Consider the following 26,196-nt stretch of genomic DNA (forward strand, 5'->3'; position numbering starts at 1 on the left):
CGGTTTCAAAGGGTGTGCGGCCGGGTACAGTCATCACCCAGAACTTCGGCACGGCAAATTCCGCCGGCTGACCGATCGAACCGATAAGAGGCAAACAATGACCGAAATCACAGCCGCAATGGTGAAGGAACTGCGCGAAAAGTCTGGCGCAGGCATGATGGACTGCAAGAAGGCTCTTGCTGAGACCAATGGCGACATGGAAGCGGCGATCGACTGGCTGCGCGCCAAGGGCATCGCAAAGGCCGACAAGAAGTCTGGCCGCACGGCTGCCGAAGGTCTGGTCGGCGTTGCCACCATGGGTCACAAGGCTGTCGTCGTTGAGCTGAACTCCGAAACCGACTTCGTTGCCCGTAACGATGCGTTCCAGGACCTCATCCGCGGTATCGCCCAGGTTGCCCTCACTACCAACGGCACCGTTGACGCTGTTTCCGCTGCCACCTATCCGGCAACCGGCAAGTCCGTTGCCGACAGCATCAAGGACGCGATTGCCACCATCGGTGAGAACATGACGCTCCGCCGCTCGGCAGCGCTCGAAGTTCCGCACGGCGTTGTTGCGACCTACATCCACAACGCCGCCGGCGACGGCATCGGCAAGCTCGGCGTTCTCGTTGCCCTGAAGTCGGAAGGCGACAAGGCCGTTCTGAACTCCATCGGCCGCCAGGTTGCCATGCACATCGCTGCGACCAACCCGCTCGCCATCCGCGCTGAAGAAGTCGACGCCGCCGTTGCCGAGCGCGAGCGCAACGTCTTCATCGAACAGGCCCGCGAATCCGGCAAGCCGGAAGCCATCATCGAAAAGATGGTTGATGGCCGTATGCGCAAGTTCTTCGAAGAAGTCGCCCTTCTGTCGCAGGCTTTCGTCATCAACCCGGACCTGACCGTCGGCGCTGCCGTCAAGGAAGCCGAAAAGGAAGCCGGCGCTTCCATCGAAGTGACGGGCATGGTTCGCCTGCTGCTCGGCGATGGCGTCGAGAAGGAAGAAAGCGATTTCGCAGCCGAAGTCGCAGCTGTCGCCAAGGGCTGATTATATTTACCCAATCTTGGGAAAACGGGAGGGCATCGCGTGACAACGCGGTGCCCTTCGTGTATCCGCGTTTCGGTTACATTTCCGAGGAGTCATGATGTCTTCCAAGCCGATCTACAAACGCGTTCTTCTCAAGGCTTCCGGCGAAGCCCTCATGGGCGATCAGGGTTTCGGTATCGATGTGGCGGTGGCTGACCGCATTGCCTCCGATATCGCCGAGGCGAGGGCGATGGGCGTCGAAGTCGGCGTTGTCGTCGGCGGCGGCAATATTTTCCGCGGCGTTGCCGTGGCCTCCAAGGGCGGCGACCGCGTTACCGGCGACCATATGGGCATGCTGGCGACCGTCATCAACGCGCTGGCGCTCGCAACCTCGCTGCGCAAGCTCAGCATCGATACCGTCGTTCTGTCCGCAATCGCCATGCCTGAAATCTGTGAGAGCTTCTCGCAGCGTGCGGCGCTCCATCATCTCGCGCAGGGGCGTGTGGTGATTTTCGCCGGCGGCACCGGCAACCCCTTCTTCACCACTGATTCTGCCGCGGCCTTGCGCGCTGCGGAAATGGGCGCAGAAGCGATCTTCAAGGGCACGCAGGTGGACGGCATCTATTCCGCCGACCCGAAGAAGGACCCGACGGCGACCCGTTTCGACGAATTGACCCACAGCGAAGTGCTCGGCAAGGGACTGGCGGTCATGGATATCGCCGCCGTTGCGCTTGCCCGCGAAAACCACATTCCGATCATTGTTTTCTCGATCCACGAGAAGGGCGGTTTTGCGCAGATATTGACCGGCGGCGGCCGCAAGACCATCGTGCACGACAAATAATCAAAACGATGCCGCCTCAAGGGGCGATTACGGCCGGCCTGGCCGACAAGATGGAGTATCAAGATGAGTGGTGTTGACCTCAACGATATCAAGCGCCGTATGGACGGCGCCATCAATGCATTCAAGAGCGATATCGCATCGCTGCGCACCGGCCGCGCTTCGGCCAATATTCTCGATCCGGTGACCATCGAGGCTTATGGCTCGCGCGTTCCGCTGAACCAGGTTGCGAATATCACCGTTCCGGAGCCGCGCATGCTCGGCGTCAACATCTGGGACAAGTCGATGGTCAACGCCGTCGACCGTGCGATCCGCGAATCCAATCTCGGCCTCAACCCCATCGTCGACGGCCAGAACCTGCGTATCCCGCTGCCTGAGCTCAACGAGGAGCGCCGCAAATCGCTCGTCAAGGTCGCCCATGATTACGCCGAAAAGTCCAAGGTGGCGATTCGCCATGTGCGTCGCGATGGCATGGATGGTCTGAAAAAAGCCGAAAAGGACGGTGACATCGGTCAGGACGAAAGCCGTGGACAGTCGGAAAAGGTTCAGAAAATGACCGATGACACGATTTCGGAAATTGACCGCTTGCTTGCCGAGAAGGAAAAGGAAATCATGCAGGTCTGATATCGTTCGCGATAGACCTGTATTTTATTCGTTTTAATTCCGCGCTGCCCTGTTACTGGATCGATATGCCGACGACGACACGTTCCTCCATACCCGAGCACGTCGCCATCATCATGGATGGCAATGGACGCTGGGCAAAGCAGCGCGGTCTTCCGCGCGTGATGGGGCATCGCCGCGGTGTGGAGGCCGTGCGCGAGACCGTGCGCGCGGCCGGCGATTGCGGAATACGCTATCTCACGCTCTTTGCCTTCTCGTCGGAAAACTGGCGCAGACCCGAATCCGAGGTGAGCGATCTGATGGGGCTTTTGAAAGCCTTCATCCGGCGCGATCTTGCGGAACTGCACCGCGAAAATGTCCGCGTGCGGATCATCGGCGACCGGCAGGGGTTGAAGCATGACATACGCTCTCTCCTCGAAGAGGCGGAGCAGATGACGGCGGACAATACCAAGCTGACGCTGGTGATCGCCTTCAACTACGGAAGCCGCGACGAGATTGCGCGTGCGACAGCGGCGATTGCGCGCGATGTCGCCGACGGCAGGATTAATGCCGAATCCATTACGCCGGAGATGATTTCGGCCAGACTCGACACGTCGGGTATGCCCGATCCGGATCTCATCATCCGCACCAGCGGCGAAGAGCGCCTGTCGAACTTCCTGCTTTGGCAGGCCGCTTATTCCGAGTTCCTGTTCGTTCCCGAATATTGGCCGGACTTCGACCGCCAGCGATTCTTCTCCGCAATCGAGCAATATGCAACGCGTGACCGCCGCTTCGGTGCACTCACCGAGCAGGTTGCCGTGGCAGGCGCCTGATGAGCCGTGAACTCAGACTGCGGATCGTGTCCGCAATCGTCATGGCGGCGGTCATTCTGGCCGCGACCTGGTATGGCGGCATTCTGTTCCGCATCGTCGCGGGCCTTCTGGCGATCCTTATCTATTATGAATGGTCGACGATTACCCGGCTGTCGGAGACCAATTCGACCGGCAATGCCTGGGGCTGGTTCGCGGTCGCCGTCATCGCCGGCAACACGATATTCGGCGAATCCTCGCTCGATCTGCCGCTCTTATCCGGCTTTACGCTGACGGCGGCGCTGTTTCCGATTTTGCGCGGCAGGAACTGGTGGCTGGTGGGCGGCATTTTTTATGCGGGGCTGAGCGGCATATCGCTGGCGGCCATCCGTGGCGACGAGCTGACGGGCTTCGTGTCCATCCTGTTTATCTTCGCCGTCGTCTGGTCGACGGATATTCTCGCCTATTTCGTCGGACGCGCCATTGGCGGGCCGAAGCTTGCGCCTTCGATCTCGCCCGGCAAGACCTGGTCCGGCGCGATCGGCGGGGCGGTGGCGGCGGTGATCGGCGGCGGCGTCGTGTCCATGGCCTATCACGGCAGGATCAGCGTGCTGGTGCTGGGGCTCGCCCTGATCCTTTCGGTGTTCAGCCAGATCGGCGATCTCTTCGAATCCTTCGTGAAACGGCGTTTCCAGGTCAAGGATTCCAGTCATCTCATTCCGGGCCATGGCGGCTTCATGGACCGTGTCGACGGTCTTGTTTTCGCCTGCTTTACGGTATTCCTCATTGCTTTCGTGCATGCGGCGGCAACCGGCGACGTGCCCGGATCGGGCGGCGGTCTGTTGCCGGGTTTCTGAGCGGCGCGAAAGGTCACGACACAAAGGGCAGATTGTCATGAACACAGTAATGGCGGCGACCGGCTTTCTGACCGGCTATATCGTGCCCTTCATCCTGGTGCTGTCGCTGCTCGTTTTTGTCCATGAAATGGGCCATTATCTGGTCGGTCGCTGGTGCGGCATCCGCTCCACCGCATTTTCAATCGGTTTCGGCCCGGAGCTGATCGGTTTCACCGACAAACGCGGCACGCGATGGAAGATTTCGGCGATCCCGCTCGGCGGTTACGTCAAGTTCTTCGGCGATGAGGATGCGGCGAGCAAGCCGGATAGTTCCGGCCTGTCGCATATGTCGCTGGAGGAGAGGGCGCAGACGCTTTCCGGCGCAAAGCTGTGGAAAAGAGCGGCCACGGTTGCCGCGGGCCCGATCGCCAATTTCATTCTCGCCATTCTCATCTTCGCGGTGCTCTTCGGCATCTACGGCCGGATGATCGCTGATCCGGTCGTGGCGGAAGTCCGTGAAAACAGCGCGGCTGCCGCCGCGGGCGTGCAGCCCGGCGACCGGCTCATCGCGATCGATGGCGAAAAAGTGATGACCTTCGAGGATGTCCGCCGGTACGTCGGCATCCGGCCGGGCACGCCGATCACGGTGACGGTCGAAAGGGCGGGCGAGGAGCTGAAGCTGCCGATGGTCCCGACCCGCACCGAAACCACAGACCAGTTCGGCAACAAGCTGGAAATGGGCATTATCGGCATCGTCACCGACCAGACCAGCGGCAATTTCCGCCATATCGAATATTCGCTGTCCGAGGCGCTGGTCGAAGGCGTGCGCGAAACGGGTCACGTCATCACCGGCACATTCAACTATATCGGCAATCTCGTGACAGGGCGCATGAATGCCGATCAGCTTGGCGGTCCGGTGCGTGTGGCGCAGGCTTCCGGCCAGATGGCGACGCTCGGCATTTCCGCCGTTATCCAGCTTGCCGCCGTTCTTTCCGTCTCCATCGGTCTTTTGAACCTGATGCCTGTGCCGGTTCTGGACGGCGGGCATCTGGTGTTCTACGCCATCGAGGCCATTCGCGGCAGGCCGCTCGGCGCGGGCGCGCAGGAAGTCGCGTTCCGTATCGGGATGATGATGATTTTGGGTCTTATGGTTTTTGCAACATGGAATGATATCAGCAGCTTGATCGGCTGAGGATTGTGTTTTAACGGTTTTGTTAGTTATTTGTTTACCTTGTTTTTATGCCGAAGTGGCGAATGAGCCACTCTGGAGCACGAAGTAAACAGAATTTAACGTTCGCGCTTGCTTGTAGGGGAAAAGCAGGTAAAACGACGCACATGGCCGGAGTCGGGTTCCGCCCGCTGAGGGACAACGTAAAAAGGTAAGAATTGAAATGAAGGCTGGTTCAAGATTTTTGAACGCTGTGTCGGCGGTTGCTCTGTCTGCCGGTGTTGCTTCGGTTGCGGGCCTTGGCGTGCTTGCCTCTGCTGGCGCTGCAAATGCGGCCGTCATCAGCAGGATCGATGTTCGCGGGGCCGACCGGTCTGGTGCGGACTCCGTGCGTTCCAACATCACCATTGCGCCGGGTAAGAACTTTTCCAATTCGGACATCGATGAATCGGTGAAGCGTCTTTACGCCACCGGTTACTTCTCGAATGTTTCCATGCGCGTTTCCGGCAGCACGCTGGTCGTGACCGTCAATGAGAACCAGCTCGTCAACCAGGTGGTCTTCAACGGTAACCGCAAGATCAAGGACGACAAGCTCGCCGGCGTCGTGCAGACCCAGTCCCTCGGCCCGTTCAATCAGGCCATCGTGACGGCGGATATCGCCCGCATCAAGGAAGCTTACGCCGCCATCGGCCGTAGCGATGTTGAAGTCACCACGCAGACCGTTTCCGTCGGTCAGGGCCGTGTGAACATTGCTTTCGTCATCAATGAAGGCGAGCGCACGAAGATCGGCCGTATCGATTTCGTCGGCAACAATGCCTATAGCGATGGCCGTCTGGCCGCCGTTATCAATACCAAGAAGTCCAACATGCTGTCGTTCCTGACGCGTAAGGACGTCTACAACGAGGACAAGCTGCGCGCCGACGAAGAGGCGCTGCGCCAGTTCTACTACAACCGCGGTTATGCCGACTTCCGTGTCGTGTCCTCCGAGGCTGTGCTGGACGAGTCCAAGAACGAATACACCATCTCCATCACGGTCGATGAAGGTCAGCGTTACAACTTCGGCAACGTCGCGGTCGAATCGACCGTTCCGGGCGTCGACGGTTCGGAACTGCAGGGCCTCGTGGAAACCCATCAGGGCGGAAGCTACAGCGCCAAGGAAGTTCAGCAGAGCATGGAAGCGATTTCCAAGCGCGTGGCCGGCGAAGGTTATCCCTTTGCCCGCGTAACGCCGCGCGGCGACCGCGACATGGCTGGCAACACGATCGGTGTGACCTATATCGTCGACCAGGGCGAGCGCGCCTATGTCGAGCGTATCGAAATCCGCGGCAACACCCGTACGCGTGACTATGTCATTCGTCGCGAGTTCGATATTTCCGAAGGCGATGCGTTCAATCAGACGGTCATCACGGCTGCAAAGCGCCGTCTCGAAGCGCTCGGCTATTTCTCGAAGGTCAATATTTCGACCGCGGGCGGCAGCGCGCCCGACCGCGTCGTCATCGTTGTCGACGTGGAAGATCAGTCGACGGGTTCGTTCGGTATCGGTGCCGGCTATTCGCAGAACGACGGTGTGCTGCTCGAAGCCTCCATCGAAGAAAAGAACTTCCTTGGTCGCGGCCAGTACATCCGTCTCGCCGCCGGTGCGGGTGAAGATGATGCGCGCAGCTATACGCTGTCCTTCACGGAACCCTATTTCCTCGGCTACCGTCTTGCCGCAGGTTTCGACCTGTTCAAGAGCCAGAGCCGCAGCGAAGACTATTATGACTACGACGAGCAGGGCTTCTCGCTGCGCGTGACCGCGCCGATCACCGAGGACCTCTCGACGACGTTCAAGTACACCTACAAGCAGCTCAATTATGACGGTGAGGGCGACTGGGAAACCGGCAGCAACCTTGCTGCGCCCTACAAGGACTTGATCCGTGGCGGTGACTGGACGCAGTCCATCATTTCGAACACGCTGAACTACAATACGCTCGATGACCGCAACATGCCGCGCGAAGGCTGGCAGGCTGCTCTGACGAACGAATTTGCAGGTCTCGGCGGCGATTCCGAATATTACAAGATCTACGCCAAGGCTCGTTTCTTCTACACGCTGTCTGACGAATACGATGTCATCGGTTCGCTCACCGGTCAGGCTGGTCACGTGGTGCCGACGGGTGACAATCTGCTCGTCTTCGATCAGTTCAAGTTCGGCGGCCGTCAGGTTCGCGGCTTCAAGAACGATGGTATCGGTCCGCGCATCGGTTCCGACTCCATCGGCGGCACGACCTATTTTGCCGCTTCTGCTGAAGTCTCGGCCCCGATGCCTGGCGTTCCGGAAGATTTCGGCCTGCGTCTCGCTGGCTTCGTGGATGCCGGCACGCTCTATGGCAACAAGGTTGCCAACAGTGCAGGTGTGAAGGACGACAACTCCATTCGCGCATCCGCCGGTGTCGGCGTGATGTGGGCGTCGCCCTTCGGTCCGATCCGCGTCGACTACGCCGTGCCTTTCGCCAAGGAAGACTACGACGAGGAACAGCGTTTCCGGTTTGGCATGTCCAACACTTTCTGATATCGGCAGTCCAGAACTGCAACTTTGAACGTTCTGGAGTTTCCGGCTGATGGAATACAACGCCTTTTTTCCGCCCCACGAGGGACTGCGATTGAAAGATATCGCAGACCGTTTTGGGGCGGAACTGTCTGATGACGCGGCGGGAGAGCGGATCATTCGGTCCGTTGCGCCGGTCTACCGGGCAAAACCCGATCAGCTCTGCTATATTCTTTCGCGCAAGAACCGCGATGAGCTGCAGACCTGCGATGCTGGCGCCGTCATTTGTGACGCCGCACTTGTAGACATGCTTCCGTCTCACACCCCTGCGCTGATATCGAAAAACCCGCACACGCTTTTTGCGCAGGTTGGTGCCTTGCTGCATCCTTCCGCCATGCGGCCTGGTCCGATTGCGCGTATGGAAGCTGAAATTTCCCATGCTGCGCATGTCGATCCATCCGCGAAGCTGGAGGCGGGCGTCATCGTCGAGTCTCTTGCCGTGATTGGAGCTGGCGCCCATATCGGCGCGGGCACTCGGATCGGTCCCGGCGTCATCATCGGGCAGGACGTGCAGATCGGGCGCGATTGCACCATTGCCGGCGGCGCAAGCGTTCTTGCAGCCCTCATCGGCAATAATGTGATTATCCATAACGGCGCGCGCATCGGTCAGGACGGTTTCGGTTATGCGCCCGGTCCGCGCGGCATGCTGAAGATCGTGCAGATCGGCCGGGTCATCATTCAGGACAATGTCGAGATTGGCGCGAACACCACGATCGATCGCGGCACCATGGATGACACGGTCATCGGCGAAGGCACCAAGATCGACAATCAGGTCCAGATCGGCCACAACGTCCGCATCGGCCGCCATTGCGGCATCGTCAGCAAGGTCGGCATTGCGGGCAGCACCCGCATCGGCGACGGTGTGATGATTGGCGGCGCGGCCGGCATCAATGGCCATATCAACATTGGCGACGGCGTACAGATCGCGGCGATGAGCGGCGTTGTGGCGGACGTGCCGGCGGGCGCCCGTTATGGCGGCACGCCCGCGCGTCCGATGAAATATTTCCTGCGCGACATGGCCGAAATTCTGGCACGCGCTGAAGGGCGTGATAAAAAAACAGGAGAGAAAAACAATGACTGAAGAAACGAAGACGGCGCTGGGCGCGGCTGACATTCTGGAAGTCATGAAGCTTCTGCCGCATCGTTACCCATTCCTGCTGATCGACAAGATCATCGAGATCGACGGTAACAACTCGGCGATTGGCATCAAGAACGTGACGGTCAATGAACCGCATTTCACCGGTCACTTTCCGGACCGGCCGATCATGCCGGGCGTTCTGATCGTCGAGGCCATGGCCCAGACGGCAGGCGCAATCTGCGCTCGCAGCCAGGGTGAGGGCGGTCACCTGGTTTACTTCATGACAATCGACAATGCGCGGTTCCGCAAACCCGTGATTCCCGGCGATCGTCTGGAAATCCATGTCGTCAAGCAGCGCCAGCGCGGCAATGTCTTTAAATTCCATTGCGAAGCGAAGGTGGACGGCGCGCTGGTGGCGGAGGCCGATGTCGGCGCCATGATGATCCCCGAGGATCAGCAATGAGCACGATTGCCGCCTCGGCCAGAATTCATCCGAGCGCCGTGATCGAAGACGGTGCGGTGATCGGTGAAAATGTCGTCATCGGTGCGCTGAGCTATGTTGGCGCGAAAGTCACGCTGCATGACGATGTCCAGCTGCACAATCACGCCGTTGTTTCCGGCCTGACCGTGATCGGCCGTGGTTCGGTCGTCCATCCCATGGCGGTCATCGGCGGCACGCCGCAGGCAATTCGCCACGACGGTTCGGAAACGACCCTCGAGATCGGTGAGCGCTGCATCATGCGTGAAGGCGTGACGATGAACGCCGGCAGTTCCGATGGCAGCAGCAAGACCATTATCGGTGACGATAATCTCTTCCTCGCCAATTCGCATGTGGCGCATGATTGCCGCCTCGGCAGCCACATCGTCCTGTCCAACAATGTGATGCTGGCGGGCCATGTCACCATTGAGGACCGCGCTATTCTCGGCGGCGGCTGTGCCGTGCACCAGTTCACCCGCATCGGCCGCCAGGCCTTCATCGGCGGACTTTCGGCGGTCAATTACGATGTCATTCCCTATGGCATGCTGAATGGCAATCCCGGCATCCTCGGCGGCCTGAACGTCGTCGGCATGACCCGGGCCGGCATCGAGCGTGCCGATATCCACAAGGTCAGACGCGTCTACAAGGCGATTTTCGAGGCCGAAGGTACGATCCGCGGCAATGCGGCGGCAATCGACCGTAACGACTATCTGGATTGCCCGCAGGCGCTCGAAATCATCGATTTCATCGGCGCAGGCACCGACCGCGCGATCTCTTCGCCCAACCGGGGCAAGTGAGCCGTGACAGGCGGCGGGCGTCTCGCCATTGTGGCCGGCAGCGGCCAGCTGCCGCTTTATGTGGCGGCCGCCGCCCGTGAGATGGGCGAGAACCCTTTCATCGTGCGCCTGCGCGATGATTCCCGTTTCGACTGGAGCGGTTTCGACAATGCTGTCATCAGTGTCGGCGATGTTGCCGGGCTTGGTCGTCTGCTGCGTGAAAATCAGGTGGACCGCGTCGTGCTGTCCGGCGCCGTGGCGCGGCGGCCGGAATGGCGCGAGATCCGCCCTACAGTCGGCATCCTGCTCAAATTGCCTTCGATTGTCAGGACGCTGCTGTCGAGCGGCGACGACGCCGTTCTGCAGATGGTCATCAAGATCATCGGCACGCTTGGCGCAAAAGTCATCGGCGCTCATGAGATCGCCCCCGGCCTGCTGGCCGCGATAGGCCCCTTCGGTGCGCAAAAACCTGCCGAGGATGATCTGCGCGATATACGCAAGGCGGCTGAGGCAGCACTTGCACTCGGCAAGCTCGATGTGGGGCAGGGCGCCGTCGCCGTCGGCGGCCGTATCGTCGCGCTGGAAGGCGTCGAGGGCACGGATGCCATGCTGGCGCGCGTCGCGGCATTGCGCGCCGAAGGACGGATATCCCCGCGCCGCAGGGGGTGCTCGTAAAGCTGTGCAAGCCGCAGCAGGATGTACGCGCCGACCTGCCGACAATCGGTGTGGAAACGGTGGAGAATGCGCGAAAGGCCGGGCTGGCGGGTATCGCCGTCGAAGCCGGGCGGGCGCTGGTGCTCGATCGCGAGGCGATGTTGAAAGCGGCCGATGAGGCGGGCATATTCGTCTGCGGCATCGATACGTCACTCACTGGAGACATGATGGGGGAGACTTGATCGGATGACAGCGGCATTAAAAGTGGCGGTCATAGCCGGGGAAGTATCCGGCGATCTTCTGGGTGCGGATTTGATCCGCTCGCTCAAGGCCCGATATACGGGGCCCGTCGAGCTGGTTGGTGTCGGCGGCGAGGCGCTGGAAGCGCAGGGACTTGTTTCCCTGTTCGACTATTCCGAACTCTCCATCATGGGCTTCACGCAGGTTCTGAAAAAACTGCCGAAGCTCATTGCGCGGATCAACCAGACCGCTCAGGCAATCGCCGCCGCAAAGCCCGATATTCTGCTGATCATCGACAGCCCGGATTTCACCCATCGCGTTGCGAAAAAAGTCCGGCGGCAATTGCCGCATCTGCCGGTCGTCAATTACGTCTGCCCCAGCGTCTGGGCCTGGAAGGAATATCGCGCTACCGCGATGCTCTCCTATGTCGATCACGTGCTGGCTCTGCTGCCCTTCGAGCCGGAAGCCATGCGCCGTCTCGGCGGCCCGCCGACCACCTTTGTCGGTCATCGCCTCAGCGTCGATCCCGAGGTGCTGGCGGTACGTCAAAAGCGGGCGGAACGTTCTCTGCCGGCGGATGGCGAACCGAAGTCCATTCTCCTCCTGCCAGGGTCGCGCTCCACTGAAACGACGCGGCTGATGGAGCCGTTTCAGGCGGCGGCGAGAGCTTTTGTGGAGCGCAACGGTCCGACGCGGTTCCTGTTGCCCACCGTGCCGCGTCAGGAAAAACGCATCCGCGAACTGGCGGCGTCATGGCCGGAGGACATCAGGCCCGAAATCGGTATCGATTCCGCTTTCAAATGGAATGCCTTTGCTGAAGCCGATGCGGCCATCGCCGCTTCCGGCACGGTCATTCTGGAACTCGCACTAGCGGGCGTACCGACGATCTCGGTCTACAAGACCGACTGGATTTTCACCATGCTGAGCAAGCGCGTGAAGACCTGGACCGGCGCGCTGCCGAACCTGATTGCCGATTACGCCGTCGTGCCGGAATATTTCAATGAGGTGGTAAGGGCAGGTTCGATGCTGCGCTGGGCCGAGCGTCTGTCTTCCGATACCATTGAGCGGCAGGCGATGCTCGAAGGTTATGCGCTCGTGCAGCAGCGTTTGCATACGGATGTGCCTCCGGGCGAAACCGGTGCGCGCATTCTTCTGGATGTCCTGAAGAGCAAAGCTCGTCCATCGCAATAATCATATAAGCCCTCTCTCCCACGAGCTGCCGTCCTGCTGCCGATGCAGGCAGGCGAGGGCGCGATTTTACTGCATTTGATCGTTAGCGCGGCAAAGAGCCGACCGTCAGACGGCTCCCGGCCCATAAATTTCCGTCTGGCACACCTCTTGCTTTCAATCTTGTATGCAAGATAGCCATACATCCGAAAGCGCCCAGAGCGCGGTGGAAGACGCCATCATCTCCGGCATCCTTTCCGCGCGCATTCGTCCGGGAACCCGCCTCAGCGAGAACCAGCTCGCCAGCCTTTTCAACGTGTCGCGCACGCGCATTCGCGAAGCGATGATGCGGCTGGAGACGCGCGGTATCGTCACCGTCAGCCCGCGCCGGGGCTGGTTCGTGGTGGAACCTTCCGCCGAAGAATCCATCAAAGTCTATGAGGCGCGGCGCATCATCGAATATGGCCTCCTGCGCAATCTTTCCGGCGTCAGCGCCGAAGGTATCGCCATCCTCGCTGATCATCTCGATGAGGAGAAGGCGGCGATTGCCAAAGGAGACCGCCAGCGCCTGACCTGCCTGATGGGCGACTTCCACATTCGCATCGCTGAAATCGCCGGCAACGACATCATCGTCGAAACACTGCGCGACCTGACAGCCAGAACCATCCTCATCTCCATGCTCTATCAGTCCGATTTCCATGCGCAGCAATCGCATGACGGACATTGCCGCATCTTCGACGCGATCAAGGCGGCCGACTTCCATGGCGCCGCCGAACTCGCCATCCGCCATCTCGACGAAGTCGAAACCGGTCTCGATCTCACCCGCAGGCCGGACCCGCTCTACGAGCTTCGCAATTCCCTTTCACTTCAGCCTCTTTCCTCAAGCCCCAAGGAGTAATTCCCAATGTTTTCCAGACGTTCATTGCTTGCCATCGCCGCGATTTCCGCAACGCTCGGTTTTTCGCCCGCAGCCTTTGCAGATGCGCTCGGTGATATCACCTCCCGCGGCACGATCCGCGTTGCCGTCCCGCAGGATTTCCCGCCCTTCGGCAGCGTCGGCACGGATATGGCCCCGCAGGGCTGCGATATCGACGTCGCTAATCTGATCGGCGAGAAGCTGGGCGTGAAGGTCGAACTCGTGCCGGTAACCAGCGCCAACCGCGTTCCCTATCTGCAGACCAACAAGGTCGATCTCGTCATTTCGAGCCTCGGCAAGAACCCGGACCGTGAAAAGGTCATCGACTTCTCCACCGCCTATGCGCCTTTCTTCAACGGCGTGTTCGCTCCGGATTCGGTTGCCGTGGCCAAAGCGGAAGATTTGTCCGGCAAGACCATCGGTGTCACCCGTGGCGCCGTCGAGGATCTGGAGCTGACGAAGGTGGCGCCTGCCGATACGACGATCAAGCGTTATGAGGACAATAACGGCACGATCTCCGCCTTCCTCGCCGGTCAGGTGGAAGCCGTGGCCACGGGTAACGTCGTGGCCGCCGCCATTCTCGCCAAGAACCCGCCAAAGCGCCCCGAGCTGAAGTTCCTGATCAAGAATTCGCCCTGCTATATCGGCTTGAACAAGGAACAGCCGGCGCTGCTGGAGAAGGTCAACACCATCATCGCCACCGCAAAGACCGATGGTTCGCTGAACACGATCGCGCAGAAATGGTTGAAAACCGACCTGCCCAAGGATCTCTGAGCAACCCGGCAAAATACATGCCCCGGCCTCGCCTTAAGGCGGGACCGGCGCATGGTTTGTCCTCGCCGAAAGGAAGCATCGGGTGAAATACACATTCGATTTTGAATGGCTTCTCGACTATTATCCGCAGATCGCCAAGGGCATCGCCGTTACGCTGGAATTGATTGCCATCGGCGGCGTTCTCGGCATCGCACTCGGCATTGTCTGCGCCTGGGTGCGCGCGCTCGGGCCCAAATGGCTGCGGCCGCCAGTCGCGACCTATGTGGAGCTCATTCGCAATACGCCATTCCTCATACAATTGTTTTTTATCTTTTTCGGCCTGCCGTCGCTTGGCCTGCAATTATCGGAACTGACCGCCGCCAACATCGCCATGGTGGTCAATCTCGGGGCCTATAGTTGCGAGATCATCCGCGCGGGTATTCAGGCAACGCCGAAGGGACAGTTCGAGGCGGGGGCAAGCCTTGCCATGACCCGCTTCGAAACCTTCCGGCATGTGGTGCTGGTGCCGTCCCTGCAACGCATCTGGCCCGCTCTTTCATCGCAGGTGGTGATCGTCATGCTCGGCTCGTCGGTCGTCTCGCAGATCGCCGCCGAAGATTTGACCTTCGCGGCCAATTTCATCCAGTCGCGCACCTTCCGCGCCTTCGAGGCCTATATGGTCTCCACCGTCATCTATCTCGTGCTCGCCATCCTTCTCCGGCAGGTGCTGGTGATGGGCGGCAACCTCATCTTTCCGCGCAGGAGTGTCCGATGATCGAATTCTCCACCTGGGATATTCTCAGAAACCTGCTGCTCGCCACGCGCTGGACCGTGCTGCTGTCGCTTGTCTCCTTCGTCGGCGGCGGCATGGTGGCGCTGCTTCTGCTGTTCATGCGTATTTCCCGAAAAAAATCGATGCGGGTTTTTGCGCGCTATTATGTCGAGCTTTTTCAGGGCACGCCGCTTTTGATGCAGCTCTTCATCGCCTTTTTCGGCCTCGGCCTGTTCGGCATCGATGTGCCGGCCTGGCTGGCGGCGGGCCTGACGCTGATCCTGTGGGCAGCGGCCTTCCTCACCGAAATCTGGCGCGGCTGTGTCGAATCCGTCGCGAAAGGCCAGTGGGAGGCATCGGCAAGCCTTGCCATGGGACGCCTGCAGCAGATGCGTTACGTCATCCTGCCGCAGGCCATGCGGGTCGCCATTCCGCCGACCGTCGGTTTTTTCGTCCAGGTCATCAAGGGAACGGCCGTGACCTCGATCATCGGTTTTGTGGAACTGTCCAAGGCCGGCACGGTCGTCACCAACGCCACCTTCCAGCCCTTCACCGTTTATGGCCTCGTCGCCCTCATCTATTTCGCGCTGTGCTGGCCTCTGTCGAAGAGCAGCCAGATCCTCGAAAGGAAGCTCAATGTCGCTCATCGAAATCACTGAAGTTCGCAAAAGCTATGGCAGCAACGAGGTTCTGAAGGGCATCAACCTCGATGTGGAGCCGGGCGAGGTCATCGCCATCATCGGCAAGAGCGGATCGGGCAAATCGACCCTGCTTCGCTGCATCAACGGGCTGGAGACGATTTCGGCCGGTTCCATATCGGTCGCAGGCGCGCAGCTTCTGGAAGACGATCTGCATCTGAAGGCCCTGCGGCTGAAGGTCGGCATGATCTTCCAGCAGTTCAATCTCTTCCCGCACCAGACCGTCGGCGGCAACGTCATGCTGTCGCAGACCGTGGTGAAGAAGACGCCGAAGCCGGAAGCTGAAGCCGTTGCCCGCAAGATGCTGGAACGTGTCGGGCTGGCGCATAAATTCGATGCCTATCCCGATGAATTGTCCGGCGGCCAGCAGCAGCGCGTCGCCATTGCCCGTGCGCTTGCCATGCAGCCCATCGCGCTGCTGTGCGATGAGATCACCTCGGCTCTCGATCCCGAACTGGTTGCGGAAGTGCTGGCTGTCGTTCGTGAACTCGCCGTTGAAGGCATGACGCTCCTGATGGTGACGCATGAAATGAAATTTGCGCGCGACGTCTGCTCCCGCGTCGTTTTCATGCATGAGGGCAGGGTACATGAAATTGGCCCGCCGGAAGAGGTGTTTTCCAATCCCGCAACACCGGAGCTCAAGCAGTTCCTGGGCGTTGCTGCGCGTCACTGAGAACCATTCGGATGCCCAACAAAAAAGGCCGGCGGGTGAAAACCCGCCGGCCTTTGATCTTATAGGGTTTCGCGGCTTAGCGCTTGGAAACCGGAACGTAGTCGCGCTTGCCGGCGCCCGTGTAGAGCTGGCGCGGACGACCGATGCGCTGCTGCGGATCTTCGATCATTTCGTTCCACTGTGCGATCCAGCCGACGGTGCGGGCAAGAGCGAAGAGAACGGTGAACATGGTCGTGGGGAAGCCGAGCGCCTTCAGCGTGATGCCGGAATAGAAGTCGACATTCGGGTAAAGCTTCTTTTCGACGAAGTAGGGGTCGGAAAGGGCGATCTTTTCCAGTTCCAGCGCGACCTGCATGATCGGATCGTCGGAGTTGCCGGTGGCTTCCAGCACTTCGTACATCGTCTTCTGCATGATCTTGGCGCGTGGGTCGTAGTTCTTGTAGACGCGGTGGCCAAAGCCCATCAGGCGGAACGGGTCGTTCTTGTCCTTGGCGCGGGCGATATATTCCGGAATGCGATCAACCGTGCCGATTTCGTTGAGCATGTTGAGCGCCGCTTCGTTGGCGCCGCCGTGAGCCGGGCCCCAGAGGCAGGCGATGCCAGCCGCGATACAGGCGAACGGGTTCGCACCCGAAGAACCGGCAAGACGCACCGTGGAGGTGGAAGCGTTCTGCTCGTGATCGGCATGCAGGATGAAGATGCGGTCCATGGCGCGGGCCAGAACCGGGTCGACCTTGTAATCCTCGCAGGGCACGGCAAAGCACATGTGCAGGAAGTTGGAGGCGTAATCGAGGTCGTTCTTCGGGTAAACGAAGGGCTGGCCGATATGGTACTTGTACGCCATGGCGGCGATCGTCGGCATCTTGGCGATCATGCGCAGCGAAGCGACCATGCGCTGGTGCGGATCGGTAATGTCGGTCGAGTCGTGATAGAAGGCAGAGAGGGCGCCTACCGTGCCGCACATGACGGCCATCGGATGCGCATCGCGACGGTAGCCGGTGAAGAAGCGGCTCATCTGCTCATGCACCATGGTGTGGCGCGTGACGCGGGTGTCGAAGTCCTTCTTCTGAGCCGCGGTCGGCAGTTCGCCGTAAAGCAGCAGATAGCAGGTTTCCAGGAAGTCGCCCTGTTCGGCGAGCTGCTCGATGGGGAAGCCACGATGCAGCAGAACGCCCTCGTCACCGTCGATATAGGTGATCTTGGATTCGCAGGAGGCTGTCGACGTGAAACCCGGGTCATAAGTGAAAGAGCCCGTGTGCTTGTACAGCGTGGCGATATCGACGACGCTTGGTCCGATCGTGCCTTCCCTGACCGGGAGTTCGACCTGCTTTTCGCCAAGTGTCACTGTAGCGCTTTTTTCCGTCATACTGATCCTCCGAAAACATGCGGGTGGGGGCGTTGAGACACGCCCCGCGGTTAAGCGTCTACCGATTAGCTATATGATCCTTGCGCAGATGCCAAGCTATCCAAAGGTCAAATTGTGCATTGCGGCAAACGCAATTGCCTTGCTTTCATCTTTCCCGGCGATGGCAATTCAATCTCAGTCAACGCAGGGTTAAAGGAAAGGATTGCAATCCCTCGCATCCGCCTGCAAACCTGTTCCCGGTGCGGCAGGGGCGCGGCGCGGATTGCTCGGTCAAGGGGAAAAACAGCATTTCAGATATGCCGAAACGATGCAGGGCGATTTGCTCGGCACGGCGGAAATCCTTTATCCGCTTCGCAGAACCGGCGATATCGCGACATATGATACGCCCGCCCTTGCCGGCAAGCCGAACCTGCGGACTGTCGCCTCTCAAAAAATCGCCGCATGCTTTGCCGAGGAGCGCGCCTTCGGCCACGATTTTCTTTTCGTTCCGGTTTTCATCGGCGGCGGTGCGATCCTCTGGTTTTCCCTCGACACCTCGCCTTCATTCTCCGTTCTGGCGATCACATGTCTCATCGCCGCCGGTCTGGCGTTATTCGCGAAATATCGCTCGGGCTTCGCAGCGACGGCCTGCGGCCTTTTCGCGCTGCTTTCGCTGGGCATGCTTTTCGCCGGCGTCGAAACGTGGCGTGCGGGAACGGTGGTGCTGGATACGCCCGTCACCGCCACCATTACCGGCACGGTGACCCGCCGGGAGGTGGATGCGCGCGGGGACTGGCGATATGTGGTGCAACTCACCGCAACGGAAGCGCCGGCATTGTCACGGCCGCCGGGCAAGGTCTCGCTCCTGTCACGCGGGGGAGGCGAGCCCGCCGCACTCGGCGCGACCATTCGTGGCAAGGCGCGGCTCTCGCCGCCGTCCGGCCCGGCGTTGCCGGGGCTCAACGATTTCGCCTTCGCCTCCTATTTCAGGGGCATAGGCGCGACCGGATTCTTCTATAAGCCGCCACAGACGCTCACTTCACCCGGCATCGATGCGAAGACGGGCTGGCTGGAATGGGCCGACATGCGGCTCTATGGCCTTCGCACCGCCATTGCCGAACGCATCCGCAACACCATCGGTGGCGATGCGGGAGCCTTCGCCGCCTCCATCGTCACCGATGAGAGACAGGCCATATCCGCCGAAACGATGGAAGCGTTACGGCTCTCCGGCCTTGCCCATATCGTCGCCATATCCGGGCTCAACATGGCGCTGGCGTCGGGCATATTCTTTGTGGGGCTGAGGCTTGCCTTCAGCCTTTTTCCGGCATTTGCGCAGCGCTGGCCCGTGAAGAAGATTTCGGCTTTCGCCGCACTCCTGATGACGCTTGCCTATTACCTGATTTCAGGCTTCGCAGTTTCGGCTGAACGCGCCTGGCTGATGATGTCGGTGATGCTGATCGCGGTGCTGTTCGATCAACCCTCGCTCAGCCTCAGGAATGTCGCGCTTTCCGCTTTGGTCATTCTCGCTTTTTCGCCTTCGGAAATCATGGGCCCGAGCTTTCAGATGTCTTTTGCCGCGACCATCGCGCTCGTCGCCTCCTTTGCGGCCTGGAGCCGCTGGCGTGTCGACCGCGAGCGCCTGTTCATCGGGCGCAAACCGGCATGGATGACGGTGGCGCAAACGGCGGGCGCCATCATCGGAGGCGTCATCACGACGTCGCTGATCGGCGGTCTTTCGACGGCGATCTATTCGGTCGAGCATTTTCAGCGTGTCACCACCTATGGACTTTTCGCCAATCTGGCCGCCATGCCGCTGATGTCGCTGATTGTCATGCCTTTCGGCCTTGTCGCCATGCTGCTGATGCCTTTCGGGCTCGACGCTCCATTTCTGAAGGTCATGGGATACGGCATGGCCCTCGTCATCGAGGTTGCGCAGGAGGTGGCGTCCTGGGGCGGAAGCGCTGCGACGGGCCGGCCACACGGGTGGTTTCTGGGGCTCGCCTCGGCCGGTTTTCTGCTGCTGACATTGCTGCGCAGCCGGCTTGCGCTTCTGGGCATGCCGCTTCTGTTCCTCGCCTTCGGCCTGTCATCCGCCACGGCCTATCGCGATCCGCCCGACCTGCTTGTTCACGAGGATGGCGAGCTGGTGGCGCTGCTGGAGGACGGCAAAGCCTATACGACGAAGGCCCAGCCGCAGGGTTTCGTTTATGGCCAGTGGCAAAGGGCGCTGCTTTTGCCGGAACAGCCTGTGCCGCCAGTCTTTCTAAAGACGGAGGCCACGGCCAAAACCGTGGCTTTGGCCCCGAAGGCGAAGCTTGATCCGCAGGAGATGAGCGCGGTTGCACGGCAGATGACAGCGGCCCTGAGAGACGCCGAGCCCGGTGTTTTCACCTGCGGCAAAGGCATATGGTGCGTTGCGCGCGCGGGAAGCGGTGAATGGATCATCGTTCTGGAAGATGGCCGCTTTGCCGGAAAGGCTTGCGATATTGCCGATATCGTTATCGTCTCCCGCAGAACGTCCTTTTCCCAATGCCGTTCGGGCGCGCTTCTGCTGAACCGCGATATCTTGCGGCGGATCGGTTCGCTGGAAATGGACTTCGCCGGCAGCGATCAGGCAGGGGTGGTCGGCAGGCTGCGCGCCGCAATCGCCGGAATGGACAGGCCCTGGAGCGAACACCGCTACTACGACTGGAAAAGCGGACGTTTCGATCACGACGTGCCTGATGCCGTCATGCGGTTGCTAGCGGCATCGCAATAAAGTGCCGCCAGCATGGGTCGTCAGGCCTTGATGCGCAGATCCGCGGTCAATTCGCCGATCCCGCTAATTTCCTCTTCATGCGCCGCATCGCGCCAGACTTCCTTCAGCCCGGCCTCGTACCATTCGCGCATGGCGGGAAGGGAAAGCAGCCGGTCGCAATAGGCTTTCGCCGCAGGCGAAAGTTCCGCGCCATAGGTCTGGAAACGAAATGCCACCGGGCAGAAGAAGGCATCGACCGCCGTAAATTTCTGGCCGGCAAGAAAAGGCCCGCCGAATTTCGCAAGGCCTTCGCTCCACAGCGTATCGATGCGCTTTATATCGGCCGCAAGCCCGGTATCGCCACCCTTCGGTTTTACGCGAATACCGACCGACATCGGGTAGAGATTGCGCAGCGAGGAAAAGCCCGCATGCATTTCGCTCGCCGCCGACCGTGACCAGGCCCGTGCCTGCTTGTCGCTTGCCCAGACGCCCTGGTGTCTTTCCGCCAGATATTCGGCGATCGACAGCGATTCCCAAACCGTCACGCCCTCATCGACAAGGCAGGGCACTTTGCCGGTCGGCGAGAAGGTGGAGAAGGAAACGCCTTCGCCGAAGGGAACGAGTTTTTCATCGAAGGCGATGCCGAGCGTGCGCATCAATACCCAGGGCCGCAGCGACCATGAGGAGTAGTTCTTGTTGGCGATATAAAGATCGTACATGACGTGTTTCCCCGATATGACGCGCATTTCTATACCGACGGAGGTGCCTTGGAATATTGCAAATAATCCATGGCTCCCATAAGCCGCATTGATGAATGGGAAGGTGAGGAAAGGGAGAAAGAAGCAAACCCGCGTCACCGCCCGGAGACGAGAGCGGAACTCACCCAAACGAGACTGGTAACCTGCATCCCTGCTCAACGAAATGAAGGATGCTCATTTCCTTGGTTTCAACCAGCTCTCATTTTGCCGCAGTCTCCAGCGCAACGAAAACATCTTGCATGAAAGCCCAAACCAGATTTCACGACAAATATGTGCCCGTCCGCTGGACGATCTCTTTTCAGTTCCGCAGAGCCGCATTGTTCCAGGGAACAAGCCAAGATGCTTCAAACGGAGCGCCATCCTCTCGATGACGCCCCCAGCGAAAAAAGGCGGGCCGCCAATTAATGATAACGGCGGATCAGCCCAACCAGCTTGCCCTGGATTTTCACCCGGTCCGGTCCGAAGATGCGGGTCTCATAGGCGGGATTGGCCGCTTCCAGAGCGATGGAGGCTCCCTTGCGGCGGAAACGCTTCAGGGTCGCTTCTTCGTCATCCACCAGTGCTACGACGATATCGCCCGGATTGGCCGTATTACCGTTGCGGATGATAACGGTATCGCCATCAAAAATGCCGGCCTCGATCATCGAGTCGCCCTTGACTTCCAGAGCGTAATGTTCGCCCGAGCCGAGCATGTCGACCGGCACGGCCACATCATGGGTGTTGTTCTGGATGGCGGAAATCGGCACACCGGCGGCGATGCGGCCCATGACCGGCACGGTGGCGGCGCCGGCGAAATCATTGGCGGGCGCCTTCTGGGCAGGGGCCGGCTCCGGCGTCTTCGGCTTGCCGAGGCTGCCTTCGATGACGCTGGGCGAGAAGCCGCGCTGCGGCCTTGCACCCGGCGCATAGGCCTCGGGCAGCTTGATGACTTCCAGCGCCCGCGCCCTGTTAGGTAGCCGGCGAATGAAACCGCGCTCCTCGAGTGCGGTGATCAGCCGGTGGATGCCGGATTTGGAGGCAAGATCGAGTGCGTCCTTCATTTCATCGAAGGAGGGCGGCACGCCGGACTCTTTCATTCTTTCATGAATGAAGAGAAGCAATTCCTGCTGTTTGCGCGTGAGCATGAGGAAAACACCCTTGAGAATCGTCGTTGAAGTCGCGAAACAAATACAGAACGAACACTATATGTTCCATATGTGTTCCGCAATCCCCTAAAATTTCGTGAAGGGTGCATCGCAGATCGTGATTTGATCGTCGAAACCAGGAAGAGAGCAGATTTGACGAAGTGTCGCGGTAAATAAGCAAAATCGCCTGCACGTGAAGAATGGGCGAATGCTGACGCCGCTGACCCCTGAATGTCTCTCCGTCCGGTGTGTGCTAGGCTGATCATTTGCCTCGCTGGCGCTATTTGTGCTTTTGTCTGAGGGAGCCGGCTCGGCTAAACCGCCAGACAATGCAGCACAGGGTCTCGACAATGGCAAACCGATATAAAGTCGATCATCTCGTTTTGCCGGTACAGGCTCTCGCCGTAGCGAAAAATCGTCTTCAGTCTCTCGGCTTCACCGTTGCGCCGGAGGCCCTCCATCCTTTCGGCACGCAGAATGCCTGTGTTTTCTTCACCGACGGCACCTATCTGGAGCCCCTCGCGATTGCTGATCCGGCTAAATATCATGCCTCAGTGAAAAAGGGCGATGTCTTCACCGGTAGGGATCAGGCATTCCGGCAGCGTGACCGAGAAGAAGGTTTTTCGGCCCTTGTCGCGGCAACTGAAGATGCCCGTGCCGATCATGAGAGGTTTTCCGCCTCCGGCCTTTCGGCAGGCGATGCCTTCGAATTTTCACGACCTGTTCGGATGCCCGATGGATCGCAGAGCGAGGCCTCGTTTCGGCTCGCTTTTGCTGCCAGCGGTTCGGCTGCGGATTTCTTCCTGTTCAGCTGTCAGCGGCTGCAGGCCCTGCCGGGCGATCGCACCGCACTGGAACGGCACGCCAATCGTGCTTCGGGCCTCAAAGAGGTTGTCCTGTTTTCCGGAGACGATCCGAATGCGGCGCGCCTGATCGAAACGGTGTTCGGCTGTGAGGGTGAGATGTCTCCAGATGGGGATATGATCCTTGCAAGCGGCAATGCGCGCATCAGGTTGACCGGAAAACCAGCGTTCAGCGGGCAGGCTCTGAATGCGGCGGATCGGAGTGGCAGCGGATTGCGCGGCGCAGGCATCGTCTTTTCCGTTGACGATCTTGCCGTGACAGAAGCGGTGCTTGCTGCTAATGGCGTCTCCAGCGCAGAAGCGGGCGGCCGTCTGGTGGTGTCCGCCGCGCCCGGTCAGGGCGTTGCATTCGCCTTCGAGGAAAAATGATGAGCGTTACGAACAATCTCAAAGTCACCGCCGGCGACGGCGCCAATTCGGTTTCCTTTTCCAACAGCGAGCGATTTTCCCTGATCGCCGGCCCCTGCCAGATGGAAAGCCGGGAACATGCTTTCATGATCGCCGGTGTCCTGAAGGAGCTTTGCGACAAGCTGGGGATCGGGCTCGTTTACAAGTCGTCCTTCGACAAGGCGAACCGTACTTCGCTTTCCGGCAAGCGCGGCATCGGCCTTGAGAGCGCCATGCAGGTTTTCGCCGATCTCAAGAAGGAATTCGGCTTTCCGGTGTTGACCGACATTCACACCGAAGAACAGTGCGCCATCGTGTCCGAAGTGGTGGATGTCCTGCAAATCCCGGCCTTTCTCAGCCGCCAGACCGATCTTCTCGTCGCCGCCGCCAAAACCGGCCGCGTCATCAATGTCAAGAAGGGCCAGTTCCTTGCCCCCTGGGACATGAAGAACGTGCTGGCCAAGCTCAACGAGAGCGGCAATCCGAATGTGCTTCTGTGCGAGCGCGGCGCCTCCTTCGGTTACAACACGCTTGTTTCCGACATGCGCTCGCTGCCGATCATGGCTTCGCTCGGCGCGCCTGTTGTCTTTGACGCCACGCATTCGGTTCAGCAGCCGGGCGGGCAGGGCGGCTCCACGGGCGGCCAGCGCGAATTCGTCGAGACTCTGGCGCGGGCGGCGGTGGCCGTCGGCGTCGCCGGCCTCTTCATCGAGACCCATGAGGACCCGGACAATGCACCGTCCGACGGCCCCAACATGGTCCACCTGAAGGACATGCCGAAACTGCTCGAAAAGCTGCTTGCTTTCGACGCCATTACCAAAGCCTGAGGGGCGGGGGCGTTACGGCGGGCACTGTCTGTGCCAATCGATTTTAATGGCGGGCGGGTCGTTTCTGCCGCTCGCCGTCATTGTAATTTCTTCGCCATCGTCTAAGACAGGCGACGGAAAATATCTGTTCCATTCCCAAGGGAGAGACCATGACTGCCATTACCGATATCATCGCGCGCGAAATCCTCGACAGCCGCGGCAACCCGACCGTTGAAGTCGATGTTTACCTCGAAGACGGCTCCATGGGCCGCGCTGCCGTTCCTTCGGGCGCCTCCACCGGCGCGCATGAGGCGGTTGAGCTGCGCGATGGCGGCAAGCGTTATCTCGGCAAGGGCGTGGAAAAGGCAGTCGAAGCCGTCAATACGGAAATCTTCGACGCCATTGGCGGTTTTGACGCTGAAAACCAGATCCAGATCGACCAGACGATGATCGTGCTCGACGGCACGCCGAACAAGTCGCGCATCGGCGCCAACGCCATCCTCGGCGTATCGCTTGCCGTCGCCAAGGCCGCCGCCGAAGCCTCCGGCCTGCCGCTTTACCGTTATGTCGGCGGCCCGAACGCGCATCTGCTGCCGGTTCCGATGATGAACATCATCAATGGCGGCGCGCATGCCGATAACCCCATCGACTTCCAGGAATTCATGATCCTGCCGGTCGGCGCGGAAAACATCCGCGAAGCCGTGCGCATGGGTTCTGAAGTGTTCCATACGCTGAAGAAAGAACTGGCGGCACAGGGCCACAACACCAATGTCGGCGACGAGGGCGGTTTTGCACCGGGTCTCGAAAGCGCGCCGGCTGCACTCGATTTCATCATGAAGTCGATCGAAAAGGCTGGCTACCGTCCGGGCGACGACATGTTCATCGGTCTTGACTGTGCCGCGACCGAATTCTTCAAGAACGGCAACTACGTTTATGAAGGCGAAGGCAAGACCCGTTCGCCGATCGAGCAGGCCGAATATCTGGCTGAACTCGTTGCCAAGTATCCGATCATCTCCGTCGAAGACGGCATGGCGGAAGACGACTGGGATGGCTGGAAGGCTCTGACCGATCTCATCGGCAACAAGTGCCAGTTGGTCGGCGACGACCTCTTCGTCACCAACTCCGCTCGCCTTCGCGATGGTATCAAGATGGGTGTCGCAAACTCCATCCTCGTCAAGGTCAACCAGATCGGCTCGCTCTCCGAGACGCTCGATGCGGTTGAGACCGCGCACAAGGCTGGTTACACCGCCGTCATGTCGCACCGTTCGGGCGAGACGGAAGATTCCACCATCGCCGATCTCGCTGTTGCGACGAACTGCGGTCAGATCAAGACCGGCTCGCTTGCCCGTTCCGACCGGCTCGCAAAGTACAACCAGCTGATCCGCATTGAAGAAATGCTCGGTCCGCAGGCTGCTTACGCCGGCCGTTCGATCCTTCGCGGTTAATTCGCGTTCGGATTTCATGATGTGGCCCGCTGCCTGGCGGGCTCGTTTAAGGGGCGAGCGGTATAGTTCGCATTCCGTCACCCCGGACTTGATCCGGGGTCCAGCGTGATCAAGTCCTTGATCGCGAAAGACTCTCCCCACAGCGCAGACGCGCTGTGGCTGGATGCCCGATCAAGTCCGGCATGACGAGGGTCCTTTTGACGTCGCTGCCATTCTTAGCCCGCCCTCCGGCGGGCTTTTTTGCGCCTATTCGCCAAAGAGAATTTAAGGTCAACGGATAGTTAAACAATCCGCCTTAGTCTCGAGACTCACGTTATGCGTTTTAAGGCTTCTCTCCGGCATGTGGACCAGACATCATAAAAAGAGACGATTCGGCCGTTTGATCGTTCCGGCCATCACGATCGCTTTTCTTTCCTATTTCGGGTATCATTCCATCCATGGCGACTTCGGCCTGCAGGCGACGGAGCGGCTGGAACGGCAGCGTATCACCCGCACTGCGGAGCTTGCAAAGCTGACGCAGGCGCGTGTGGCGCTGGAGCGGCAGGTGGAATTGATGAGCGACGGCTCGCTTGAGCGGGACATGATCGACGAGATTTCCCGTTACCAGCTGAATATGTCCCGCACGGACGAAATCGTGATCATGAACACATATTTCTGATTAACCGAAATCGAGTTAATTTAACATTTC

24 protein-coding genes and 1 pseudogene are annotated in these 26,196 nt (G+C 59.8%); 22 read left to right on the forward strand and 3 right to left on the reverse strand.

What is annotated here, in order from left to right; all coding sequences use genetic code 11:
* The first annotated feature begins 97 nt into the window (after nt 1-97).
* The 17 genes and pseudogenes from tsf (at nt 98) to O3W47_RS22800 (ending at nt 16,043) form a co-directional block, all read left to right on the forward strand.
* Nucleotides 98-1,024, forward strand: a complete 927-nt coding sequence (gene tsf / locus O3W47_RS22720) for a translation elongation factor Ts (protein WP_003521408.1) — start codon at nt 98-100, stop codon at nt 1,022-1,024.
* A gap of 97 nt (nt 1,025-1,121) precedes the next feature.
* The gene (gene pyrH, locus O3W47_RS22725; protein ID WP_003502561.1) at nt 1,122-1,844 is read left to right on the forward strand and encodes a UMP kinase; all 723 of its coding nucleotides are present in this window, start codon (nt 1,122-1,124) and stop codon (nt 1,842-1,844) included.
* Nucleotides 1,845-1,907: 63 nt separating this feature from the next.
* On the forward strand, nt 1,908-2,465 hold the full coding sequence (gene frr, locus O3W47_RS22730) for a ribosome recycling factor (protein WP_003521407.1): 558 nt from the start codon (nt 1,908-1,910) through the stop codon (nt 2,463-2,465).
* A 65-nt stretch (nt 2,466-2,530) separates the two neighbouring features.
* Nucleotides 2,531-3,274 (forward strand): isoprenyl transferase, encoded by a 744-nt coding sequence (locus O3W47_RS22735; protein ID WP_127756093.1) that lies wholly within the window; start codon nt 2,531-2,533, stop codon nt 3,272-3,274.
* Nucleotides 3,274-4,107, forward strand: coding sequence for a phosphatidate cytidylyltransferase (locus O3W47_RS22740; protein WP_269314634.1), 834 nt, complete (start codon nt 3,274-3,276; stop codon nt 4,105-4,107). Before O3W47_RS22735 ends, O3W47_RS22740 begins: the two co-directional genes overlap by 1 nt.
* A 49-nt stretch (nt 4,108-4,156) precedes the next feature.
* Nucleotides 4,157-5,278 (forward strand): RIP metalloprotease RseP, encoded by a 1,122-nt coding sequence (gene rseP, locus O3W47_RS22745; protein ID WP_269314879.1) that lies wholly within the window; start codon nt 4,157-4,159, stop codon nt 5,276-5,278.
* A gap of 199 nt (nt 5,279-5,477) precedes the next feature.
* Nucleotides 5,478-7,802, forward strand: a complete 2,325-nt coding sequence (gene bamA / locus O3W47_RS22750; protein WP_080817119.1) for an outer membrane protein assembly factor BamA — start codon at nt 5,478-5,480, stop codon at nt 7,800-7,802.
* 49 nt (nt 7,803-7,851) lie between these two features.
* The gene (lpxD, locus tag O3W47_RS22755) at nt 7,852-8,919 is read left to right on the forward strand and encodes a UDP-3-O-(3-hydroxymyristoyl)glucosamine N-acyltransferase (protein WP_003521402.1); all 1,068 of its coding nucleotides are present in this window, start codon (nt 7,852-7,854) and stop codon (nt 8,917-8,919) included.
* Complete coding sequence (fabZ, locus tag O3W47_RS22760) at nt 8,912-9,379, forward strand: 3-hydroxyacyl-ACP dehydratase FabZ (protein WP_003521400.1); 468 nt, start codon at nt 8,912-8,914, stop codon at nt 9,377-9,379. Before lpxD ends, fabZ begins: the two co-directional genes overlap by 8 nt.
* Nucleotides 9,376-10,191 carry an acyl-ACP--UDP-N-acetylglucosamine O-acyltransferase gene (gene lpxA / locus O3W47_RS22765; RefSeq protein WP_080817118.1) on the forward strand — a complete coding sequence of 272 codons (816 nt, stop codon included), beginning with the start codon at nt 9,376-9,378 and terminating at the stop codon, nt 10,189-10,191. Before fabZ ends, lpxA begins: the two co-directional genes overlap by 4 nt.
* Before the next feature lie 3 nt (nt 10,192-10,194).
* Nucleotides 10,195-11,066: pseudogene (locus tag O3W47_RS22770) on the forward strand (LpxI family protein).
* 4 nt (nt 11,067-11,070) lie between these two features.
* Nucleotides 11,071-12,255, forward strand: coding sequence for a lipid-A-disaccharide synthase (lpxB, locus tag O3W47_RS22775; RefSeq protein ID WP_269314635.1), 1,185 nt, complete (start codon nt 11,071-11,073; stop codon nt 12,253-12,255).
* A gap of 163 nt (nt 12,256-12,418) precedes the next feature.
* On the forward strand, nt 12,419-13,129 hold the full coding sequence (locus tag O3W47_RS22780) for a GntR family transcriptional regulator (RefSeq protein ID WP_269314636.1): 711 nt from the start codon (nt 12,419-12,421) through the stop codon (nt 13,127-13,129).
* A gap of 6 nt (nt 13,130-13,135) precedes the next feature.
* Nucleotides 13,136-13,921 carry a transporter substrate-binding domain-containing protein gene (locus O3W47_RS22785; protein WP_269314637.1) on the forward strand — a complete coding sequence of 262 codons (786 nt, stop codon included), beginning with the start codon at nt 13,136-13,138 and terminating at the stop codon, nt 13,919-13,921.
* An 82-nt stretch (nt 13,922-14,003) separates the two neighbouring features.
* Complete coding sequence (locus O3W47_RS22790) at nt 14,004-14,675, forward strand: amino acid ABC transporter permease (RefSeq protein ID WP_269314638.1); 672 nt, start codon at nt 14,004-14,006, stop codon at nt 14,673-14,675.
* Complete coding sequence (locus O3W47_RS22795) at nt 14,672-15,331, forward strand: amino acid ABC transporter permease (protein ID WP_059752809.1); 660 nt, start codon at nt 14,672-14,674, stop codon at nt 15,329-15,331. The genes O3W47_RS22790 and O3W47_RS22795 overlap by 4 nt, the downstream gene beginning before the upstream one ends.
* Entirely contained in the window at nt 15,309-16,043 is a 735-nt protein-coding gene (locus O3W47_RS22800) for an amino acid ABC transporter ATP-binding protein (protein ID WP_269314639.1), read from the forward strand. The genes O3W47_RS22795 and O3W47_RS22800 overlap by 23 nt, the downstream gene beginning before the upstream one ends.
* 76 nt (nt 16,044-16,119) lie before the next feature.
* Here the strand turns inward: O3W47_RS22800 and gltA are convergent, their stop codons facing one another.
* A complete protein-coding gene (gene gltA / locus O3W47_RS22805; protein ID WP_003502585.1) occupies nt 16,120-17,409 on the reverse strand; it encodes a citrate synthase in 1,290 nt (429 codons plus the stop codon).
* 307 nt (nt 17,410-17,716) lie between these two features.
* Here gltA and O3W47_RS22810 point away from each other — a divergent pair, with 307 nt between their 5' ends.
* Nucleotides 17,717-20,146, forward strand: coding sequence for a ComEC/Rec2 family competence protein (locus tag O3W47_RS22810; RefSeq protein ID WP_269314880.1), 2,430 nt, complete (start codon nt 17,717-17,719; stop codon nt 20,144-20,146).
* Nucleotides 20,147-20,166: 20 nt separating this feature from the next.
* Here O3W47_RS22810 and O3W47_RS22815 read toward each other — a convergent pair whose 3' ends face one another.
* Both O3W47_RS22815 and lexA read right to left on the reverse strand, forming a co-directional pair.
* Nucleotides 20,167-20,844, reverse strand: a complete 678-nt coding sequence (locus tag O3W47_RS22815; RefSeq protein WP_127756086.1) for a glutathione S-transferase family protein — start codon at nt 20,842-20,844, stop codon at nt 20,167-20,169.
* Nucleotides 20,845-21,284: 440 nt separating this feature from the next.
* Complete coding sequence (lexA, locus tag O3W47_RS22820) at nt 21,285-22,007, reverse strand: transcriptional repressor LexA (protein WP_080817110.1); 723 nt, start codon at nt 22,005-22,007, stop codon at nt 21,285-21,287.
* Between the two features lie 350 nt (nt 22,008-22,357).
* On the opposite strand from lexA, the gene O3W47_RS22825 reads away from it, so the two are divergent.
* The 4 genes from O3W47_RS22825 (at nt 22,358) to O3W47_RS22840 (ending at nt 26,166) form a co-directional block, all read left to right on the forward strand.
* Nucleotides 22,358-23,239, forward strand: coding sequence for a VOC family protein (locus tag O3W47_RS22825; protein ID WP_269314640.1), 882 nt, complete (start codon nt 22,358-22,360; stop codon nt 23,237-23,239).
* The gene (gene kdsA, locus O3W47_RS22830) at nt 23,239-24,084 is read left to right on the forward strand and encodes a 3-deoxy-8-phosphooctulonate synthase (protein WP_078053958.1); all 846 of its coding nucleotides are present in this window, start codon (nt 23,239-23,241) and stop codon (nt 24,082-24,084) included. The genes O3W47_RS22825 and kdsA overlap by 1 nt, the downstream gene beginning before the upstream one ends.
* Before the next feature lie 149 nt (nt 24,085-24,233).
* Entirely contained in the window at nt 24,234-25,508 is a 1,275-nt protein-coding gene (gene eno, locus O3W47_RS22835; RefSeq protein ID WP_059752841.1) for a phosphopyruvate hydratase, read from the forward strand.
* A 340-nt stretch (nt 25,509-25,848) separates the two neighbouring features.
* Nucleotides 25,849-26,166, forward strand: coding sequence for an FtsB family cell division protein (locus O3W47_RS22840; protein ID WP_003502598.1), 318 nt, complete (start codon nt 25,849-25,851; stop codon nt 26,164-26,166).
* Nucleotides 26,167-26,196: the final 30 nt, after the last annotated feature.

It is taken from the genome of Agrobacterium sp. LMR679 (genome assembly GCF_027157905.1).
GTDB lineage: Bacteria > Pseudomonadota > Alphaproteobacteria > Rhizobiales > Rhizobiaceae > Agrobacterium > Agrobacterium leguminum.

Bases quoted from the DNA above. Each gene is read 5' to 3' on its own strand.
- bamA (WP_080817119.1), top strand. From the start codon at position 5,478: ATGAAGGCTGGTTCAAGATTTTTGAACGCTGTGTCGGCGGTTGCTCTG.
- O3W47_RS22825 (WP_269314640.1), top strand. From the start codon at position 22,358: ATGGCAAACCGATATAAAGTCGATCATCTCGTTTTGCCGGTACAGGCT.
- lpxD (WP_003521402.1), top strand. From the start codon at position 7,852: ATGGAATACAACGCCTTTTTTCCGCCCCACGAGGGACTGCGATTGAAA.
- O3W47_RS22780 (WP_269314636.1), top strand. From the start codon at position 12,419: ATGCAAGATAGCCATACATCCGAAAGCGCCCAGAGCGCGGTGGAAGAC.
- O3W47_RS22800 (WP_269314639.1), top strand. From the start codon at position 15,309: ATGTCGCTCATCGAAATCACTGAAGTTCGCAAAAGCTATGGCAGCAAC.
- frr (WP_003521407.1), top strand. From the start codon at position 1,908: ATGAGTGGTGTTGACCTCAACGATATCAAGCGCCGTATGGACGGCGCC.
- O3W47_RS22810 (WP_269314880.1), top strand. From the start codon at position 17,717: ATGCAGGGCGATTTGCTCGGCACGGCGGAAATCCTTTATCCGCTTCGC.
- gltA (WP_003502585.1), bottom strand. From the start codon at position 17,409: ATGACGGAAAAAAGCGCTACAGTGACACTTGGCGAAAAGCAGGTCGAA.
- rseP (WP_269314879.1), top strand. From the start codon at position 4,157: ATGGCGGCGACCGGCTTTCTGACCGGCTATATCGTGCCCTTCATCCTG.
- eno (WP_059752841.1), top strand. From the start codon at position 24,234: ATGACTGCCATTACCGATATCATCGCGCGCGAAATCCTCGACAGCCGC.
- kdsA (WP_078053958.1), top strand. From the start codon at position 23,239: ATGAGCGTTACGAACAATCTCAAAGTCACCGCCGGCGACGGCGCCAAT.
- tsf (WP_003521408.1), top strand. From the start codon at position 98: ATGACCGAAATCACAGCCGCAATGGTGAAGGAACTGCGCGAAAAGTCT.
- O3W47_RS22785 (WP_269314637.1), top strand. From the start codon at position 13,136: ATGTTTTCCAGACGTTCATTGCTTGCCATCGCCGCGATTTCCGCAACG.
- lpxB (WP_269314635.1), top strand. From the start codon at position 11,071: ATGACAGCGGCATTAAAAGTGGCGGTCATAGCCGGGGAAGTATCCGGC.
- O3W47_RS22735 (WP_127756093.1), top strand. From the start codon at position 2,531: ATGCCGACGACGACACGTTCCTCCATACCCGAGCACGTCGCCATCATC.
- O3W47_RS22840 (WP_003502598.1), top strand. From the start codon at position 25,849: ATGTGGACCAGACATCATAAAAAGAGACGATTCGGCCGTTTGATCGTT.
- lexA (WP_080817110.1), bottom strand. From the start codon at position 22,007: ATGCTCACGCGCAAACAGCAGGAATTGCTTCTCTTCATTCATGAAAGA.
- pyrH (WP_003502561.1), top strand. From the start codon at position 1,122: ATGTCTTCCAAGCCGATCTACAAACGCGTTCTTCTCAAGGCTTCCGGC.
- O3W47_RS22815 (WP_127756086.1), bottom strand. From the start codon at position 20,844: ATGTACGATCTTTATATCGCCAACAAGAACTACTCCTCATGGTCGCTG.
- lpxA (WP_080817118.1), top strand. From the start codon at position 9,376: ATGAGCACGATTGCCGCCTCGGCCAGAATTCATCCGAGCGCCGTGATC.
- O3W47_RS22795 (WP_059752809.1), top strand. From the start codon at position 14,672: ATGATCGAATTCTCCACCTGGGATATTCTCAGAAACCTGCTGCTCGCC.
- O3W47_RS22740 (WP_269314634.1), top strand. From the start codon at position 3,274: ATGAGCCGTGAACTCAGACTGCGGATCGTGTCCGCAATCGTCATGGCG.
- fabZ (WP_003521400.1), top strand. From the start codon at position 8,912: ATGACTGAAGAAACGAAGACGGCGCTGGGCGCGGCTGACATTCTGGAA.